The 19818-nt window shown below is 38.6% G+C and carries 17 protein-coding genes; all 17 read right to left on the bottom strand.

Annotated elements, in window-relative coordinates:
* Positions 1–280 precede the first annotated feature (280 nt).
* A complete protein-coding gene (locus J2Z23_RS17970; protein ID WP_057985412.1) occupies positions 281–1171 on the bottom strand; it encodes a LiaF transmembrane domain-containing protein in 891 nt (296 codons plus the stop codon).
* On the bottom strand, positions 1168–2256 hold the full coding sequence (locus J2Z23_RS17965) for a hypothetical protein (RefSeq protein WP_064468148.1): 1089 nt from the start codon (positions 2254–2256) through the stop codon (positions 1168–1170). Before J2Z23_RS17965 ends, J2Z23_RS17970 begins: the two co-directional genes overlap by 4 nt.
* Positions 2249–2728, bottom strand: a complete 480-nt coding sequence (locus J2Z23_RS17960; RefSeq protein WP_057985408.1) for a hypothetical protein — start codon at positions 2726–2728, stop codon at positions 2249–2251. The genes J2Z23_RS17965 and J2Z23_RS17960 overlap by 8 nt, the downstream gene beginning before the upstream one ends.
* Positions 2725–3267, bottom strand: a complete 543-nt coding sequence (locus J2Z23_RS17955) for a sigma-70 family RNA polymerase sigma factor (protein ID WP_082881321.1) — start codon at positions 3265–3267, stop codon at positions 2725–2727. Before J2Z23_RS17955 ends, J2Z23_RS17960 begins: the two co-directional genes overlap by 4 nt.
* 64 nt (positions 3268–3331) lie before the next feature.
* Positions 3332–4204 (bottom strand): D-alanyl-D-alanine carboxypeptidase family protein, encoded by an 873-nt coding sequence (locus J2Z23_RS17950; protein ID WP_057985404.1) that lies wholly within the window; start codon positions 4202–4204, stop codon positions 3332–3334.
* A gap of 250 nt (positions 4205–4454) precedes the next feature.
* Positions 4455–5252, bottom strand: coding sequence for an endonuclease/exonuclease/phosphatase family protein (locus tag J2Z23_RS17945; RefSeq protein WP_057985403.1), 798 nt, complete (start codon positions 5250–5252; stop codon positions 4455–4457).
* A 106-nt stretch (positions 5253–5358) separates the two neighbouring features.
* Complete coding sequence (locus J2Z23_RS17940; protein WP_064468147.1) at positions 5359–6159, bottom strand: arylamine N-acetyltransferase; 801 nt, start codon at positions 6157–6159, stop codon at positions 5359–5361.
* Between the two features lie 177 nt (positions 6160–6336).
* On the bottom strand, positions 6337–6888 hold the full coding sequence (locus J2Z23_RS17935) for a thioredoxin family protein (protein ID WP_057995322.1): 552 nt from the start codon (positions 6886–6888) through the stop codon (positions 6337–6339).
* Between the two features lie 165 nt (positions 6889–7053).
* Positions 7054–8481: an Asp-tRNA(Asn)/Glu-tRNA(Gln) amidotransferase subunit GatB gene (gene gatB, locus J2Z23_RS17930; protein WP_064468146.1), complete on the bottom strand. Its 1428-nt coding sequence runs from the start codon at positions 8479–8481 to the stop codon at positions 7054–7056.
* 12 nt (positions 8482–8493) lie between these two features.
* On the bottom strand, positions 8494–9939 hold the full coding sequence (gene gatA, locus J2Z23_RS17925) for an Asp-tRNA(Asn)/Glu-tRNA(Gln) amidotransferase subunit GatA (RefSeq protein WP_057985395.1): 1446 nt from the start codon (positions 9937–9939) through the stop codon (positions 8494–8496).
* Positions 9940–9955: 16 nt separating this feature from the next.
* A complete protein-coding gene (gatC, locus tag J2Z23_RS17920) occupies positions 9956–10246 on the bottom strand; it encodes an Asp-tRNA(Asn)/Glu-tRNA(Gln) amidotransferase subunit GatC (RefSeq protein WP_057985393.1) in 291 nt (96 codons plus the stop codon).
* Positions 10247–10791: 545 nt separating this feature from the next.
* Positions 10792–11955: a CamS family sex pheromone protein gene (locus J2Z23_RS17915; protein WP_057985391.1), complete on the bottom strand. Its 1164-nt coding sequence runs from the start codon at positions 11953–11955 to the stop codon at positions 10792–10794.
* Between the two features lie 360 nt (positions 11956–12315).
* Positions 12316–14325 (bottom strand): NAD-dependent DNA ligase LigA, encoded by a 2010-nt coding sequence (ligA, locus tag J2Z23_RS17910; protein ID WP_057985389.1) that lies wholly within the window; start codon positions 14323–14325, stop codon positions 12316–12318.
* Between the two features lie 344 nt (positions 14326–14669).
* Positions 14670–16886, bottom strand: a complete 2217-nt coding sequence (gene pcrA, locus J2Z23_RS17905; RefSeq protein ID WP_318249163.1) for a DNA helicase PcrA — start codon at positions 16884–16886, stop codon at positions 14670–14672.
* A 59-nt stretch (positions 16887–16945) separates the two neighbouring features.
* Positions 16946–17629 (bottom strand): heptaprenylglyceryl phosphate synthase, encoded by a 684-nt coding sequence (gene pcrB, locus J2Z23_RS17900; protein WP_209974760.1) that lies wholly within the window; start codon positions 17627–17629, stop codon positions 16946–16948.
* 560 nt (positions 17630–18189) lie between these two features.
* Positions 18190–18486, bottom strand: a complete 297-nt coding sequence (locus tag J2Z23_RS17895) for a YerC/YecD family TrpR-related protein (protein ID WP_057985383.1) — start codon at positions 18484–18486, stop codon at positions 18190–18192.
* Positions 18487–18756: 270 nt separating this feature from the next.
* Positions 18757–19785, bottom strand: coding sequence for a DUF3048 domain-containing protein (locus tag J2Z23_RS17890; RefSeq protein ID WP_057985382.1), 1029 nt, complete (start codon positions 19783–19785; stop codon positions 18757–18759).
* Positions 19786–19818 lie beyond the last annotated feature (33 nt).

The raw sequence follows: 19818 nt of genomic DNA, 5'->3' as shown, positions 1-19818 counted from the left end.
CACTATTATCAAGGTCATTACAAGCAGGCATAAACAAGGGAAAAACAGAATAACTGGGAAGTCTCGCTATCGGACGTGATATTGCGGGGGAATAAGATTGCTACAACTGGGAGGTTTTATGATTCAACATGAGCGGAACTTCCTTAATAAGCTGTTAAAGACCAGAAACCCGCAGAATGCAAGTTCATAGGCGTTACGTCAGACAGAAAGTACTAGTGCGGAGCGGAAAATACTAAGTTCATTCTACAACAGTGGGGATAGGAACCCCCACTGATTGAAGTCATTGTATTTGAACCTGATTGGATCCTTGGATTGTTAGCTGATGCTCGCCTTTTCCAAATTTCCTGGATGCAGATTCAATTAAATCCTCATCTGTCTTTTTTATTTTTTCCCAATCCTGCTCTTCTAGACTATCAATGTTCTCTAGGTTTAATGCTAGATTAGATGTTTTTTCTATATTTACGTGAACGAATTCTGCACCGTCAATCTTCCAATTACTAAGTAGATTTCTTGGAGTTATAGTGATAGGTTGCCAATTGCCTTTCAGCTCTAAAGCAATATTTTTCGGAACTAAGAGTGTAGCTTCTACGGCATCCATTGATCGATAAAAATGGTTATAGGGAACATCTTTCATTTTGATGTAAATTGTGTCGCCTTTTTTCTCGATCATCGCATAATCAGAGACCTTTTTAATTCTTGTCTCATCGCCAAATACATCTCCATGAAAGGTACCGAATAGGGATACTTCTTGTTGATCAGTTGCCTCAATCGTGAGGGCGAATGGTCCTGCATCTACTTGCATCCGCTCGATTCCTTTTAATTCATTTTCCTCATATTTCGGCAAATCCATTTCGCGGACTTCTGCTGAAACAATTTTTTGAGTAAATTCGAATAATCCGGAGGAGTGGAGAATGGCCATTCCAATTCCAGTTGTTCCAATGATCGCGATAAATATAATACTGATAAAATCGTATTTAACCCGGCTGTTTTCTGACTTTGCGATGAATAAGTAGAACAAAATCTCAATCCCCAAAACAATAAATAGTATTGGCCACCATGACATTAAAACAAGGGCAGGATCCCATCCTAAAAATTGCTGTAATAATAAAAATACACCAAGAAAAACTAAGGCTCCTCCCATGGAAAAGGAGCCAACACGCCATGTTCTCATTTTGCTTCCTCCTGTTTCTGATTCGACTTCTCTTTTTTCCCTGTTAATAATTTGATTCCTCCTCCAATCAGCAAGAGACAAATAAATGCCGATTGAATATATTCACGGAACCAATAAGTGATATCAATCGAGAACCATCTATGGATAAAAGGTTCAGCAACAGGTAAGATCACATTGACCCCAATATAATAGAGCCCTAGAACAATTAAGCCAATTCCTACCCATCTTTGGTGATTCAAGAAGAAGGAAATAAGTGGAACATCTTCATGTGCTAATTCCTGTTCTGATTTTCCCGCTTTTTGTAAGCCATCAAAAAAGCTAAAGAACCAAATGATCGGAACGATGAACAGAAAGATCCCTAGTCTTAGTACGTCTAAAATATAGATGGAGAATAGAAATGCTGCCATCAATTGGATACCGCGTTTTTGCAATCCTAAATAGAGATGTCCTGCTCCAGGTATAATCGCTAATAATGTTGCGATTGCTTTACTTTTTCTTCCTTCAACATTACGATTTTCAAGATCTTCCAAAATGGATTTATCCTCAAGCTCTTCCCCTCTTTGCTTTTTTTCCAACTGTTTCAAAGCGTCAAAGAAACCAAAGAACCAAATGATTGGAAGTGCAGCTAGAAAAATGAGAAACTCACTTCTTCCTGTCATTAATGTGACAAAAAAGATCATAATCCCTGCTCCGAAAAAGGCGACTAGTAATGTCATTCCCCGATAAACTAGACCAAGTTGAAAATGTCCTAATCCTGGAACAATTGAGAGGATAATGGTGAAGAAGCGTTCGGAATCATGAGGCCTTTCTTCAGATTCATTTGTTGAATTTCTATTTTCATGCTGATAAAGCTTCGATGCCGTAATAACGGTATCGACAAAATTAATGATATATAACAACAAGGCTCCAAATGAAAAGAGAAGCAAAACATCATTACCAAATATCATGGCAAGTGTTATCGTAAAAATCGGGATGATTATCACGGTTGCTGTATAGAATAGTCCTCGCAGTACTTTTCCTAGATACATTAACCCTCCGCCAGGAAAAAAGGCGAGTAAAAAGGCAATAAACGGATTTTTATTCATTTTGTTTTCCCTCCTTAAATTGAGCACCTAGTTCAAATTTATTTATAATCGAACCTCGTTGATCGAGAAAGCTTTCAACAAAGGATTCAGTGTGACGTGATTCTTTGTCTTCTACGGTATCTGACATTTTCAACAACTGGGAAAAGACCCCTGTTGACATTAAAATCATCGTCATTGCTACGGCAACAGCATAATGGATAAAAGTTTGTTTTCGCGAATGATGGATGCGACCCTTTTTCTCCACCGTCTCTGTTGGCTCGTTCATCTCATAGATTTGTTCCATTATCGAATTTGTAAAACTCTCTGTTTCAGATAAATCAAGCCCCTGGGTATCATTCGTTTCCACTGCTTGTAAATATAATTCCAAACAATGATCACAAAGATATAGATGGTTTTCATATTGAGTACGTGTTTCCTCTTCAAGTTCATCTCGCACATATTGCAGCCAATTTTCAACGCTATAGTGCTTCATGAAAAATCATCCTCCTTCCAGTGCTTTTTCATCCATTGTCTTGCTCGATATAATTTAACCTCAACTGTTTTCACCTTTAGATCCGCATCTTCCGCAATTTCTTGATACGTTTTTTCTCGTAAATAAAACTCTTCTACAATATCACGGTAATTCACTGGTAATTCTTTCAATCGTTCCCTTAACAAATGTCTGCGTTCCTTTTGGATCACAAGTAGTTCAACATTTTCCGTTGGGGGAGTATGACTGCTTTCTTCATATTCAACTTGCTGATCTTCTTTTCTTCTAACTTTCTTCCGTTTTATATCGATCGCATGATTAATGGCAATTCTTGTCATCCATGTCTTAAAACCTTGATTCTCATATTGGGGGAGAGAAGTATAGATTTTTAAGAACACTTCTTGGGTCGCATCTTCCGCATCTTTCTCATTACGAAGTACGCCATAGACAGTATGGAAGATCAAGTTTCGATATTTCTCCACAAGTATGCGAAAAGCATGATCATTTCCATTCTTTATTTTTTTGATGAGTACATCATCCAACTTCTCTCCCCCCTTCATTGCTCTCTATGTATATAAACGTCCGTTTCAAAAGTATCCCTACACTTTATGGGATTAATTTTTCAAAACCATAATCTAGTAATGCAATAGAATCTTCCCATACCCGCTCTTTCCCTGAGTCGAGTACTACGGTAATAAGGGATTGATCCTGTTCTTCCGCAGCAGATACAAGACAATAGCCAGCTTGATCTGTGAACCCTGTTTTTAATCCTGTTGCTTTTTGATAATAATAAGGGCTGTTCACATTTAATAATTGATTACGATTTTGATAGGTATGTGTTTGACTAGAATAGGTTGGCTTGGCAAGTAGCTCCGTTAAGATCTGCTCTTTTTTTACTGCAACAGCTATTTTCGCTAAATCCTTGGCCGTACTATAATGATTCGGATCATGTAGCCCATGGGGATTCACAAAATGGGATTGGTTAGCCCCTAACTCAATGGCTTTCTCATTCATTAACAGGGCAAAATATTGGATCGAGTTAAGTGCAGTACGATCTGTGTCTTTCTCCTTTTCCGCAATATACACAGCCAAAGTTCTTGCCGCATCATTACCTGATTGCATCAGCATTGCCGCCAATAAATCTTCTACTGTGAGTATTTGCCCCTCAAATAAACCGACACGAACTTCATCATCTGTCTGCAAATACACTTCATCTCCAACTGTCACTTTCTCATCAAGTTCAGCCTTCTCTAACACAACTAATGCTGTTAATAATTTTGTTAAGCTAGCTGGATAAAGTTTCTCATTTTCATTTTTCGCATAAAGAATTTCCCCTGTTTTTTCTTCTAGGACGAGTGCTGCTTCTCCCTCTATCCAAACAGGATCCATTGAAAAGACACTTTGAATTTCATATTTATAATGATAGGAAAAATACAGGATTACGATAATAATGGAGAAAAAACAACCTTTCTTCAACATTGTAAAACAAACCTCCTATTTACACATCCTCTAGTTTATAGACGTCGAAGAAAATAATGGAACTACAGTTTTTCGCTACTTTTATAAAAGCATTTAAGAGGTTATGATAGTTGAAACGAGAAGAGGGGCAAAAAAGAGCTATTTCGGTATCATTGATAGAATGTGTATAAGCTGCGAGGTATGGAGTCATTCTGCTATCCTGAGAATAAAAAACTGCGTGCAAGCCGAAAATGGTGCACGCAATTTCTTCTTAGTCATCTTTGCTAAATTGCAGATTGGCGATAAGAGGAAAATGATCACTTGGAAAGCGGCCATTCACCTGGTCATCCACAATCTGAACACTCGATGTAGTTATTTTCCCTCTATGTAAAATCCAATCAATCCTTCCATTCCCTCCAGATGGATCCTCAAAATTATTAAATGTTCCTAAATTTTCATTCGTACGTTTACTTGTATCGGCCCATGTATCAATATATTTGCCTTCTTGAAGAAAGGTTTGATGGGTTTCTGTTCCTGCTACCGTATTAAAATCACCCGTTAGGATGATCGGTAGATTCATTTGAAACTCATCTGTTTTACGAATGATTAACTTTGCCCCATTCACTCTCGCTCGTTCAGATTCATGATCTAAATGCGTATTGACATGATAGAAAGCTTGCTTAGTTTTCTTGTCAAAGAGATGTACCCATGTGGCCATCCTTGTGCAATGATTCCCCCAAGTAGCTGATCCAATTCGATCAGGTGTATCAGAAAGCCAAAAATGGTTAAATTCCATTATCTCAAAACGATTTTTCCGATAATAAATAGTCATAAATTCTCCATGACTTCCACCATCTCTTCCAATCCCCAACCAGCCATATTCAGGAAGTAAAACTTCCATATCTTTGACTTGTGGATATAGACCTTCCTGTGTACCCATAATATCTGGTTTTTCACGATGAATGAGAGACTGGATTAATCCTTTTCTTTCCTCCCAAGAGTTGGGTGGCACATCACTATTATTGCGCAAATTATAGGTCATAACTTTTAAAGTTCCATTTTCTTTCAAGTTTTTCATCTCCCCAGCACAGAAAGCGCTTTAATATTTTCGAATGACGACAAAGTCGTCAAAATGCTTTCCTTATCATATTGAATAGGTTAGAACCATATTTTTATTATTCAAATAAGATAATATTTCTCTCTTTTAGAAAATCAAGCGATTCCTTTAAGGACTCTTCCTCCACTTGATAGACATCTTGCACCTGTTTCTGCCACTTTTCTAGCGAATTTAATTGGATTTCTTGAATATTACGGAATGTCATGACTTTCATTATATTATTACGTAAATAAAAACATTGGTGCCCATTAAAGCGGACCGCTGTTATTCTTCTCATCGTAATGTTTTCATCGACATCTAGATAAGATTGGCGAATATCGTCTGCTATCTCTTCCTCAGTAAGAGACTCCCAAATAATTTGCTTCTTTACAAAGGTTTTCCCATTCGATTTTCGATCGATTTCATATAGACTATCTTGTTTTTGCGTAATCGTAATTTCCTCACCAAAACCATGCATTTTATGTTGTGGTCTTGCTTCTAAATCAACTGGCTTCATAATTGGAGATCCATAACCAACATCTACATATAATCTCTTTCCACGTATTTCAACCATGATTGCCAAATGGCCTGGTTCCACTCTCACGAATGAACAACTGAAGCCTAACTCGGTCAGAAGCCTAGCGAAGTTCATATTTAGTGTAAAGCAAGTCCCTCCCCAGCCTTTTTCTAGTAAGTTATGGACAAATAAAGGTAAAGGGGGGATAAAATCTGGTGCAAGCGCAAAATAATGAAACTTGCTAAAAGATTCATAGGGAACTAATGTTAAGTGATGCTGAATGAGGCGTTGTAAATAGTTTATCGACGGTACTTCCCGTTCCAAACGTAAAAAACGGATATATTGATCTACTGCTTGTTTCACTATTTAACACCTCTTTCATTCAAATTATTACATGTTCAAATAAGAGGTTCAAAAGGGACAATACGCCTAAAGTATCTTTAGCTTCCAGTGTCACTTTTGCCAGAGATCTATGGAGTATTGCTTAAAGACGTGGCGATTCCCAGCGTAAACTTAGCTGCTTCCCTTTTAAACATCCTCTTATTGCAATTTTAATTTAATGCTTTCATAAATATCTTTCCAAACAGAGCGATCTTCTAGATATTTTTTCATCATCTTTTCGTACATTTCCTTTTGTCGCTCTTCAAATTGTGGCTCATCCTTGGGAGGTAGTTTTGAACGCTGTTCTTCAACAAAATATTGCACAGAATCAGCTCTCGGTCCCCATACGGCATATTCATTTCCAGTTTGATCGATGAAAATAAAAATTGGTATGGCTCGTGAAGTCCCATTTGTTAAATATTGATCCATAAGTTCCAAGTTTTGATCACGTAGAATCATTCTCACTTCCATGTCCGCTTTTTCCGCAAGACGTAATAATATTGGGACATTCACCATTGCGTCCCCACACCAATCTTCGGTAATCACAATCACGCGTAAGTCTTTTTTATTTAGTTCGGAAAAAAATTCAGAATCCTGAACTGGCACCTCAAATTGTTCCAAAATATGCTTTGAGTTTTCCTGGTGATTTTCCATTGATTGAATGTATTCTTCAGATGGTATTCCCTTTTGAAACCATTGTGAAAGATTCATGATTCTTCCCCTTCCATTTTCACTTGTTTATATTATATCTGCTTCAGTAAAACTAGCCAATCTTTTCGTTTGAATTCCTTAAAACCTATCGACTGACAGTAAACTTTTTTAGGTTTAATAAGTAAAGGTGTAAGCTTATGAATAATAGCTTACACCTTTACAGCTTTATCTTTTCTCAATTTCTTGCTTTAACAACTTATTCACCATTGGTGGGTTAGCCTGACCTTTGGTTTCTTTCATAACTTGACCAACGAGGAAACCAAGTGCACGACCTTTTCCATTTTTAAAGTCTTCAATTGATTGTTCATTGGCATCTAAGATTCCAGTGATAATCGGTAAAAGGGCACTTTCGTCCGAAATCTGTACTAATCCTTTTTCTTTGACGATCTTTTCAGCTTCTCCGCCATTTTCAATCAGTTCACGGAACACTTTTTTAGCAATCTTCGAAGAAATTGTTCCATCTTGAATCAATTTGATCATACCTGCTAAGCCTTCTGGTGTTAATGCTGTATCATGAAGTTCTTTTTGCTCCGCATTAAGATAAGCCGAAACCTCACCCATTAACCAGTTTGATGCTAATTTTGCATCTGCTCCAGCTTTTAAAACTTCTTCAAAGAAATCCGACATTTCTTTTGTCAAAGTTAAGACCATAGCATCATAAGCAGGTAAGCCTAATTGTTCTACATAGCGTTTTTTACGCGCATCTGGTAATTCAGGGATCTCCGCGCGAACACGTTCTTTCCATTCCTCATCAATATATAATTGAACAAGGTCAGGCTCTGGGAAGTAGCGATAATCATCTGCTCCCTCTTTGACACGCATAAGGATAGTTTCCCCCGTGCTTTCATCGAAGCGACGCGTTTCCTGTAAAATTTCTCCACCTGAGAGGAGAACCTTTTCTTGACGCTTTTCTTCAAACTCTAACCCTTTACGAACATAGTTAAAGGAGTTCAAGTTTTTCAATTCTGTCTTCGTGCCAAACTTTTCTTGACCAATTGGTCGCAACGAGATATTAGCATCACAACGAAGTGAACCTTCTTCCATACGACAATCGGAAACACCTGTAAATTGAACGATTGACCTTAACTTTTCTAAATACGCATATGCTTCTGCAGGTGTACGAATATCTGGCTCAGAAACAATTTCAATTAATGGTGTCCCAGCACGGTTTAAGTCAACAAGTGATCCGTCTTTCGCGTGGGTCAATTTCCCAGCATCTTCCTCAAGATGCACACGTGTAATACCGATTTTCTTTTTATAGCCATCGACTTCAATCTCGATCCAGCCATGTTCCCCAATTGGTTTATCAAATTGCGAAATTTGATAAGCCTTTGGATTATCCGGATAAAAATAATTTTTACGGTCAAATTTAGTATCTGTCGCAATTTCACAGTTTAGTGCCATTGCTGCTCTCATTCCATAATCAACCGCACGTTTATTCAATACTGGTAATACTCCAGGGTATCCTAAATCAATGACAGATGTATTTGTGTTTGGTTTCGACCCAAATTGATTGGGACTAGGTGAAAAGATTTTTGATTCTGTTTTTAATTCTACGTGGACTTCAAGTCCGATTACTGTTTCAAAATTCATGATTTTCCCCCCTTACAATTGTGGTTTTTGTTTATGGAAATCTGTGGATTGTTCAAATGCATGTGCCACACGATAAACGGTTTGTTCATCGAAATGTTTTCCGATAATTTGTAATCCAAGTGGTAAACCTTCTGTAAAGCCACATGGAACAGAGATCCCTGGTAGACCTGCAAGATTAACTGGAATAGTCAAAAGATCCCGCGCATACATTGTCACCAAATCATCCAACATTTCACCAATTTTATACGCTGGAGTAGGTGTAGTTGGTCCAATCACAACATCATATTTTTCAAAGATATTATCAAAGTCTTGTTTGATTAAGGTTCTTGCCTGTTGTGCTTTTTTATAATACGCATCATAAAATCCGGAACTAAGCGCATAGGTTCCAAGCATAATTCGACGTTTTACCTCATCGCCAAATCCTTCGGAACGACTTTTCTTATAAAGTTCCATCAGATTTTCAGGGTTTGGAGTCCGGTAACCATAACGTACACCATCAAATCTAGCTAGGTTAGCAGATGCTTCGGATGAGGCTAGTAAGAAGTAGGAAGAAACGCCATATTTGGAATGCGGAAGTGATACTTCTTCCCAAGTAGCACCTAGTCCTTCCAATACTTTTAGAGCGGAAAGAACAGCTTCTCGTGATGCTTCACCAATTCCTTCACCCAAGTATTCTTTCGGAACAGCAATCTTCAATCCTTTTATATCCCCAGTGAGCCCTTCTGTATAATTAGGCACTGCTTTATCAACACTTGTTGAATCATGCTCATCTGCACCAGCAATCGCTTGTAACACATATGCATTATCTTCAACACTTCTAGTAATCGGTCCAATTTGATCAAGAGAAGAAGCGAAAGCAACCAAACCGTAGCGAGAAACACGTCCATATGTAGGTTTCATTCCAACGACACCACAGAAAGAAGCTGGTTGGCGAATGGAACCACCTGTATCAGATCCTAGTGCAAATGGTACTTGTCCAGCTGCTACTGCTGCGGCTGAACCACCAGAAGATCCTCCTGGAACATAATCAAGATTCCATGGGTTTTTGGTTACTTGAAAAGCGGATGTTTCTGTTGTTGCTCCCATAGCGAATTCATCCATATTTACTTTTCCAATCGTAATCGCTTGTGTACCATTCAATTTCTCCATAACAGTCGCATCATAGATTGGATCAAAGTTTTCAAGCATCTTACTAGCGCAAGTAGTTCTTAAATTCTTTGTAACAATATTATCCTTGATTCCAGCTGGAATCCCAGCAAGGATCGAATCACCTACTTGTCCATCGAGCGCCTTTGCTTTCTTTTGCGCATTCTCCTCATCTACTGTTATAAATGCCTTCACTTGATCATCGACTTCCTTAATTCTCTTAATCGATTGATCAACTAGATCAGAAGCAGTTATTTCTTTTTTATGTAATTGTTCATGTAATTCTTTAATGGAATGATCGAATAATGACATATTGTTGCCCCCCTCCTTAATCGATAATAGATGGCACCTTAATTTGTCCATCCTCTTCTTCTGGTACGTTTTTCAAAACATCTTCAAGTGGTAAACCTTCGACTTTCTTATCTTCACGCATCACATTTTTCTGAGCAAAAACATGGGAAGTTGGCTCAATATTATCTGTGTTTAATTCATTTAATGTATCTGCCATCGCAATGATATCAGCAAGCTGACTTGAAAAATTCTCTGCTTCTTTTTCACTCATTTCTAGTCTAGCCAAATGAGCAACATGAAGAACTTGTTCTTTAGAGATTTCCGACATACTCCTACACCTCCGAATAATAAAATAATCTTCAGTAAGGGATTAGGCATTTAAGGCGTAGTGCCTTTAATCTCTCCCTCTTTCCCTCACTGATAAAAAAAGTTGTGAATGCGACATTATAAAACGTGCACCTGCAATACTATTGATAATATCAAATAATCTTCCTAACAAGCAAGCCACTAAAGTTCCCAATGCAAAGTCTTTTCTCTGATGGCCACGTAGTTTTGTAGTGTTTTCTATCGTTTGAGTCAATTTCATCATTACTTATTAATGATCTATACACGAACGTTATTGTTATAGGAGATTAGTCAATGTTTTTTCTTAACTTAGTTGATTGGAGCGGAAGGTGGCGACTCCCTCTATAAAATACGGTAGTGACAAGGCTCCTGGGGGATTAGCGTGACAGGTGAGATCCCGCAGGAGCATATAGCGACGAGGAAGCTCACCGCACGCCCCCCCGGAAAGCGTCCACCTGAAGCGTAAATCACTGTTGTTCGGATTTGAATGCTAAAATCTCTATTATGAAATTGATTCGTTTACATGATCTATTTATAAATATGAACAAATGGCTCTTTATCGCCCGATTTTTTAGAGATCAAGGCCTCTGCTCCGTTGACCGAGGATATATTAACATTCACATTAAAATAATCAGGGAAATGATCCATCACTAAAGATGTCGCCCACTGAGTAAACCCAATGACTTCTGCCTCACCATAAAGCTGAATAGGAATATCAATCTCTAAATTAACAAATTGATCATTTTTATAAAAAGCTCGACCAATTAATCCATTATAGTTCGGAAAATATTCTTCTACATCATCTTTAAATCTCATAAAATAAGCAACATCTTCACGATGATCTTCCTCAGCCTCTGAAGACGGGAATAAATAATGCTTTTCATCAATTGCTTTCCAATCCCCTAGAGATGAACTCCCCTTTGCTGCATGGGCATAGGCGAAAAAACTACCAGGAACAACGGCGTTTTTGCTGTTTTGTTCAAACAAAGCAATCGTGATTGGAATATTGCTTAACCCTTCCATGGAACGGAGTCTTTTGAGTACTTCCTCCGCTATTTTCTTGCCTTCCTCCTCAAGCTTTGCATGCTTGATTGGCTGTTCGAATGTCGCACCATATTGCTCTTTTTGATAATAATGGACAGAGTTCAAAGCAAGTCCAATAACCATTCCACCTAGCTTTACTGTTTTTCCGTCCTTAACTAAATAATCATGTTCAAGAATATGAGCTAAATAAATCGGACTTTTTTCATTTTGCTCTTCTACAGAGCCTTTTTCATCATTGACAGGATTAAGTCCTAGATTATCTTCCGCATCTAGCTTTAATTCCTTTAATTGTGCCTTCGTATATTTCCGATTCAACCAACTACGAACCGTTTCTTGCTCTAATTTCTGCCCCTCTTGGAAGAAATATGTGTCGGTCGAAAAATTTTCTTTTGCCACACGCATTAACCCTGTTTCAAATTCATTAATATCATAAGTAGAATTTAATCTGTCAACAACCATTCCTCTTGTTTTACTAGCTTTAAAGGGAATCGTCGTACGATAAACCGAATCAGATATTTGATAACTTGGTATAATGGATGTCTCTTTTTTTTCATCCTTCTCTTGAACAACTTCATTCTCTTTGTTTATTTGCGGGGCACATCCACTCAACAAAAGGATAACCATACTGCCAACAAACCACTTTTTCATAATTAACCACCTTTTATTAAGAAAAGCGCAAGGCGCCTGTCTATCGGCGACAAGCAAATGTTCTGTGCCAAGAAAAGTCCGGTTTTGACTTTTATTGACACAGGTTATTTCGTAGAACATCGGCTAAAATCGCCACATCCTGTGGCAGGCTCAAAATGCACCCTCCTGGTGCTTCGCCTGCACTAGTACTTCCTGTACGTCGCAACGCCGATGGACCCGCATCCTGCGAGTCTCTCGCCGAATGGCGCCTGGAGCTGGACAATAACTCTTCCAGTCCAAGGCAATCTTAAGATGAATTTTATACTTTCTTATCATTTTAAAAATGTGTAAGCGCCGATCAGGCTTTAAATTCTGTCATGATTATTGTAACTGTAATTCTTCCAAAAGTCTTTGCTCATTCCATGTTTCAATACCAAGTTCTTGCGCCTTCGTTAATTTAGAGCCAGCTTCTTCACCCGCAATGACTAAATCGGTTTTTTTGCTGACACTCCCTGTCACTTTTCCACCTAGTGATTCAATCTTTTCTTTGGCTTCATTTCTAGTTAACTGCTCCATCTTACCTGTTAGGACTATTATTTTATCATAAAAATAAGAATCCTTATCGACAGTTTCACTTCTTTTTTGACCAAGATATGTCATGTTAACATTAGCTTGTTGCAATTTTGCCAGTAACTGTTCCACTTCTTGATTTTCGAAGAAGCTGACAATCGCATCAGCCATCTTTTCTCCGACCTCATCAACTTGCAATAGTTCTTCTGCTGTTGCAGATGCCAAACGATCCATTGTCTCAAAATGTTCCGCCAGAGTGGTTGCTGCTTTCGCTCCAACATGGCGAATACCTAATCCAAATAATAACTTTTCTAATGAGTTGGATTTGGAATTTTCAATGGACTGGATTAAATTGGTGCTGGATTTCTCCCCCATACGTTCCATTGAAAGGAGTTGATCTTTCGTTAAGGAATAAAGATCAGCTGGATCCTTAACGAAATCAAGCGCAAAAAGCTGACCAATGACTTTTTCACCTAGACCATCGATATTCATCGCATTCCTTGAGACAAAGTGAATCAGACCTTCTCTTCTTTGGGCAGGACATTTTGGATTCAGACAACGGAGGGCTACTTCTCCCTCTAAACGGACTAATTCACTGTTACATTCTGGACAATGTTCAGGCATTTGAAATGGAGGTTCTTCTCCAGTTCTTCTCTCTTCCAAGGCATGGACAACCTCAGGAATAATATCGCCCGCTTTTCTGATGACAACCCAATCACCGATCCGAATATCTTTTTCTTTGATTAGATCTTCATTATGAAGGGAAGCTCTTTGTACTGTCGTTCCAGCTACTTGAACAGGTTCTAAAATGGCAGTAGGTGTAATAACACCAGTTCTCCCAACACTAAGTTCAATATCCGTTAATTTTGTTACAACTTCTTCTGCCGGAAACTTAAAGGCAATCGCCCATCGCGGAGTTTTTGCTGTTTGTCCTAACTGTTCTTGTTGTTCGAGAGAATCAACCTTTATGACAATACCATCAATATCATAATCTAATTGAGGACGATCCTTTGTCCATTTCTCAATATATTCAAGCACTTCTTCGATAGAATGGCATTGTTTTCTTTCTTTATTCACTTTTAACCCTAGCGTTTCAAGCAAGTTTAAACCAGCGTTATGGGAAGTGACACCCGTTGTGCCAAAATCACCAATTCCGTAAAGAAAAACATCTAGATTACGGGCAGATGCAATCCGGGGATCAAGTTGTCTTAACGAGCCTGCTGCTGCATTACGAGGATTAGCAAAGACCATTTGTCCCTCTTCTTCTCTAAGTTCATTTAACTTGAGGAAAGATTTTTTTGGCATATACGCTTCTCCACGAACCTCTAGAGAATAGGGCTCCTTTAATCTTAGAGGGATAGATCGGATCGTTTTCAAATTTGCCGTTATATCCTCGCCAACTGTGCCATCTCCCCTTGTTGATCCTTGTACAAGCAGACCATTTTCATAGCGCAACGAAACAGCTAAACCATCAATTTTCAATTCACATACATAAGAAAAATCATCGCCAATGCCTTGCCTAACCCTGCGATCAAAATCACGCAGATCCGCTTCGGAAAAAGCATTAGCTAAGCTTAACATTGGGGTTTGATGCCGAACCTTTTCAAATTGCGATAATGCTGCTCCTCCAACCCGCTGTGTAGGTGAGTCCGGTGTAATCAATTCAGGATATTCTCTTTCTAGCTCCTTAAGTTGTTGCAGAAGCTTGTCATACTCTGCATCAGGAACAGAGGGATTATCTAGAACATAATACTCATATCCATATTTATTTAGTAATTGATGAAGTTCCTTCACCTGATTTGCTATATTTTCTTGATTCATCCACACATCAACCTTTCCAACAAAAACCGATACTTTTCATTGCCTAGCTCTAGATCTGGGAAATAGAGACCTGTAAGGTGGCATGACTATGGTTGGCGAAATTATATCTCATCCAAATGCCTTCCACTATCTCTTACCATTATGCCTCAACAACAAAGGAGCAAACGTCTAAGAATGAACGGTTAAGGACGCACCGTCCTAGCGGCAGAATTAATAAGCGGCCTGTCGCTTTGCCTGCTAGTACGTCCTGTAGTCGGCAGGCTCAAACAGCGACGTCCTGGCGCTTCGCCTGCACTAGTACGTCCTGTACGTCGCAATACCGTTCTGACCAATATTCTGTTGGCCTAGACTTTTTGAATAGGAGCAAATTGGGCAAGCAATCGTTTAATGCCAACAGGACTTGGAAAGGCAATATCCAGTTCTTTATTATCAGCATCTCCCTTTACGCTCACAACCGTACCAATTCCCCATTTTTTATGCTCAGCTTTGTCTCCAACCTTCCATTCTGAATCAGAATCAGTGGAATTTTGGATCGGCACTGGTCTTGTAACAGGCTTTCTTCGTTCTCTATTCATCACCCGACGATCCAAGCTAGCTCTTTTTTCTTTTTCTCGTTCATTAACATTTTCCAGTAGTTCAGCTGGAATTTCTGCAATAAATCTAGAAACAGGATTCATATTTGTTCGACCAAATAAGGTCCTCATTTGTGCATTTGTTAAGTATAACTCTTCTTCAGCCCGAGTAATCCCAACATAGGCAATTCTTCTCTCTTCCTCCATTTCAGCTTCTTCCATTAATGAACGATTATGTGGAAAAACGCCCTCTTCCATTCCAATTAAAAAGACGACTGGAAATTCAAGACCTTTAGCTGAATGCAAGGTCATCAATGTGACCCCTTCTTCTGGTACCCCATCTTCATCTAGACGATCAATATCCGCAACAAGCGCTAAATCCGTAAGAAAAGCTACTAAGCTTTTATCTTCACTGCCATCCTCAAAGTTTTTCGTAACAGACAGAAATTCCTCGATATTTTCTAATCTGCTTTCAGCTTCTATCGATTTTTCCGCTTTTAACATATCGCGGTATCCCGTTTTGTCAATTACTTCTTCTACTAACTCTGTCACAGGTAAATATTCTTGCATACTGACATAATTTCGAATTAAGTGATAAAATTCAGCAGCAGCATTGGCGGCTTTCCCTGTTAAGCCAATAAAATCAACCTCTGCTAAAGCCTGATATAAAGAAAGGTCTCGTTCTCTTCCATAAGCAGCGATTCGGTCTAATGAGGTTGCGCCGATTCCACGTTTTGGTACGTTAATAATACGTTGTAAGCTAATATCATCATCAGGATTGGCAATTAATCGTAAATAAGCTAGTAAATCTTTTATTTCTTTTCGATCATAGAACTTTGTACCGCCAACAATCTTATATTCAATATTTGATTTTAATAATACTTCCTCCATCGCACGTGATTGAGCATTTGTTCGATAAAGTATGACAAAATCCGAAAGTTTACGTTGTCCTGACGTACTTAGTTCCTTAATTTTCCCAGCTACATACTGAGCTTCCGTCTGTTCACTATCTGCCCGATAATAGCTAATCTTGCGCCCTTCTTGATTTTCTGTCCATAAATTTTTCGGTTTGCGACTTGGATTATTTTGAATAACTTCATTCGCCGCATCGAGAATAAACTTTGTTGAGCGATAATTTTGTTCGAGAAGAATAACTTTTGCATTTGGGTAATCTTTTTCGAAGGATAAAATATTGGCAATATCCGCTCCCCGCCATCTGTATATAGACTGGTCAGAGTCACCCACAACACATATATTTTTAAGACGTGCTGCCAGGCTTTTGACAAGGATATATTGAGCACGGTTTGTGTCTTGATATTCATCCACATGGATATATTGGAATTTTCGTTGATAAAATTCCAATATTTCGGGAACACGTTCAAATAATTGAATGGTCACCATAATTAAATCATCAAAATCTAGCGCATTATTACGGCGTAATCTCCGTTGGTACTCTGTATATATCTTGCTAATCGTTTGTGCATAAAAACCAGCCGCTGTTTTTTCATATTCTTTCGTCGTCACCAATTCATTTTTCGCACTGCTTATTGCACCGAGTGCAGCTCTTGGATCAAACTTCTTTGGATCAATATTTAAATCCTTTATAACATTCTTCACAACCGATAGTTGATCAGTCGAATCCAGAATAGTGAAATTACTGTTATAACCTAAACGACCAATATCACGCCGGAGAATTCGCACACACATGGAGTGAAATGTGGAAATCCAAACAGCTTCCGCAGAGCCGCCCATAATATTTCCAATCCGTTCCTTCATTTCCCGTGCAGCCTTATTTGTAAATGTAATCGCAAGAATATTGTATGGGTTCACTTCTTTTTCGACCATTAAATAGGCCACCCGATGTGTGAGGACTCTCGTTTTTCCACTTCCTGCTCCCGCCATAATCAACAAGGGGCCATCCGTTGTTTTAACTGCTTCTTTCTGTTCGGGGTTTAACCCTTCCAAGAGACGTGTACCCGATATTTGCACCTCTACTACCTCCCTAACTAGAAACATTTGTTCTATTATAGCTCGATTTTAAACAAAAGTCACGGAAGCACATGGACTGTTTTCAATGCTTCTTTTAAATTTTCATATATGACATTGCCGACAATAATGCAATCAGCAAATTGCTTCATTTCTTTTGCTTGTTGGGCTGTCTGAATACCGCCCCCATAAAATAGAGTGGTATTGGTTAGTTGACTACTTACTTTTTCCACCAACTTTGGATCGCCATAATTGCCACTATATTCCATATAAAAGATTGGCAACTGAAACATTTTCTCAGCCATTCTTGCATATGCTATGACATCTTCATCATCAAGTGCAGTAACAGCGTTTGTTAGTTTAGCTACTTTACAATCTGGATTTAGAATACAGTATCCTTCCACAAGAACTTCATTCCAATCCATAAGCTCTCCATATTCTTTAATCGCTTCATGGTGGAGACCTGAGAACCATTGGATCTCTTTTGTATTTAAAACTGATGGAATAAAATATAAATCAAATCCTGGTGTAAGGGATTCAAGATTACTTACCTCTAATACACACGGAACCGTGTATCTTCTTATTCTAGACATTAGATGTAGCACATTTTCCAATGTTACATTATCCGTTCCACCAACGATAATGGCGTCCGTACCCGACTCACATATTTTCTCCAAATCTTTATCGGACATAGACTTATCAGGATCAAGTTTAAAGGCATGACGCCACTCTTTCACATCGTACATATTCATTGGGTCCTCCATTTCTATTTGGCATCTATCATTATAGCATTTAGGGATGGTGACACTAAAGAGGATGAGGAAATTTTGTGGATAAAGTGAAACATCAATCAGTGGGGATTTTCTTCATCCCCCACTGATTAATGGGGTACAAAGGCTAAGGTCGCGATGTCCTGTCGCAACGCCTTCGTGACCTACATCCTGTAGGCCCGAACCAATCGGGCCGTTACTGGCAGTTGATCCCCCACTTACAATTCTTCATTTCCTTCGAATTCTTGAAGTGGGGGTCTTACTGCCAGTTACACTCCGATAAAAGAACAAATGCGCTGGCGCCTGTTCTATCGATGAATAGACCACTTCATATACAGGAACCAAAATTTGCTAGCCACTAGGTATTAGCCCGCTATTTATTCACATCTCGTAGGCCATAACACTAATTTCCCTAATGTGTCGACTGCGATCAAGTAGAAATCTTATAGTTTTCTCCAGCATAAAAAGGGTACGGCATCTTGTCGCTGTACCCAGGTTTAACTAATAAAGAGTTCCCCTTGAAAGTAATTTTCAGTTTATCTTTCCCCTTCAACACGATCAAGGACCATTTCATAAGTATCATTTCCGAAATTCAAACAGCGCTTCACCCGTGAAATTGTAGCAGTACTTGCTCCGGTCTCAGATTCGATTTTATGGTAGGTATTCCCTTCTCTTAACATTCTAGCAACTTCTAAACGTTGTGATAAAGATTGGATTTCATTGATCGTACATAAATCATCGAAGAATCGATAACATTCCTCCCGATTTTGCAATGTAAGGATCGCATCAAAAAGCTGGTCTAATTCTTTCCCTCTCAATTTTTCAATTTGCATACATCAATAATCTCCTTTTAAATGATGTTCAAAAGGTCCGGTAATAATAATCCATTACTGATTCTTGTTGTTTGCTACGAATCGAGTTAAAGCACTATACAAAAGCTGTCCATGACGATCTCCAATAGGAGTTTCCGCATATAATATATGCAGGTTAGCTGGTCGTAAATGAGTTGCCTCAAGCTTTCGTGAGCCTAATCGATTGATACCAGTGCCTTTAGCCCGTTTGATCCTATTACCTCTCTTTTTGAACATAGTTTTTTCATAGTACTATTTATTATAAGAAACGATATCTAAGCTTGGGACAATATTGATCCAAGATTTGCCTGGTACTAGCTTTGCAGGAAGTCCATCCTCATATGGTATGGGTCGACCATCTACATCTTTCCAATCTATTTCTTTAATCATGCCCTTTTGAAATAATAATGCTTTTCCGCCAGATGTCAAATCAATTGTCCGTCTACCTTCTTCATCCATTACTTGATGTTCTGCTTCCAACACAATAATATTATCCAATAAAATTGGATTATTTGTTTCAGCATCAGTAGTTTGTTCTCCATTAGAGATTCTTGCATACTTTTTATTTTCTTGATCATATTCATAGCTAGAAATGTACAAATCATTTTTACTATAAGAAACCTTTATGGGTCCTATTGGCTCTCCTTGAAAGCTTTCAATCTCTTCATCCGATAAAAAGTCCAATGATTCTGGTGGAGTGTCCAAATCATACCCCTCATTTTCGGCCCCTTTAACTATATTTCCTTGAGTAATATAAGAATTATGGGGAGCTTGACGATCAGAGGAGCGCTTAAATAACGTTCCATCATATTGAACTCCATTTAACTGATCGATCTCACCGGACAGCAATCTTTTTTTAGCACTGGGACTATAACCATGTGCAATGTAGAGACTTTGAAATCCTTTAGCAATATCTATAAAGTAATCACGAGAACTTCGGATAGGTCCTATGCGCTCAGGTAACTCACTTTGATAAATCGCTAAAAACCGTGTTATCGATCCTTCCGCTAATAATTCATAGACAATGTCTGCCTGTGATAACCCACTTTGCGGTCGTGCTTCTGGATGGTTGTTCACTGTGACAGCAATCGCCCTTTGATTAGAGGCTTTATCTGTCAGCAAACCAGTAAGTGGGTAATGTACTACTGGTTGATCCTTTTCTGTTGGAGTTTCAGGTTTCGGAACCGTTTGCTGTTCTTCCTTTCCCTTATTTCCACATGCTGTCAAGACAAGACCAATTACAAGCAAAAGTATACAAGTTCTTCTCTTCTTTGAAAACAAAAATGCCAACTCCTATATTTGTGACTAATTTTA

The sequence above is a fragment of the Lederbergia galactosidilytica genome (assembly GCF_017873565.1).
Lineage (GTDB): Bacteria > Bacillota > Bacilli > Bacillales > Bacillaceae_C > Lederbergia > Lederbergia galactosidilytica.
The sequence above is the reverse complement of the archived record's forward strand: the minus strand, read 5'-3'. Positions and strand labels throughout refer to the sequence as shown.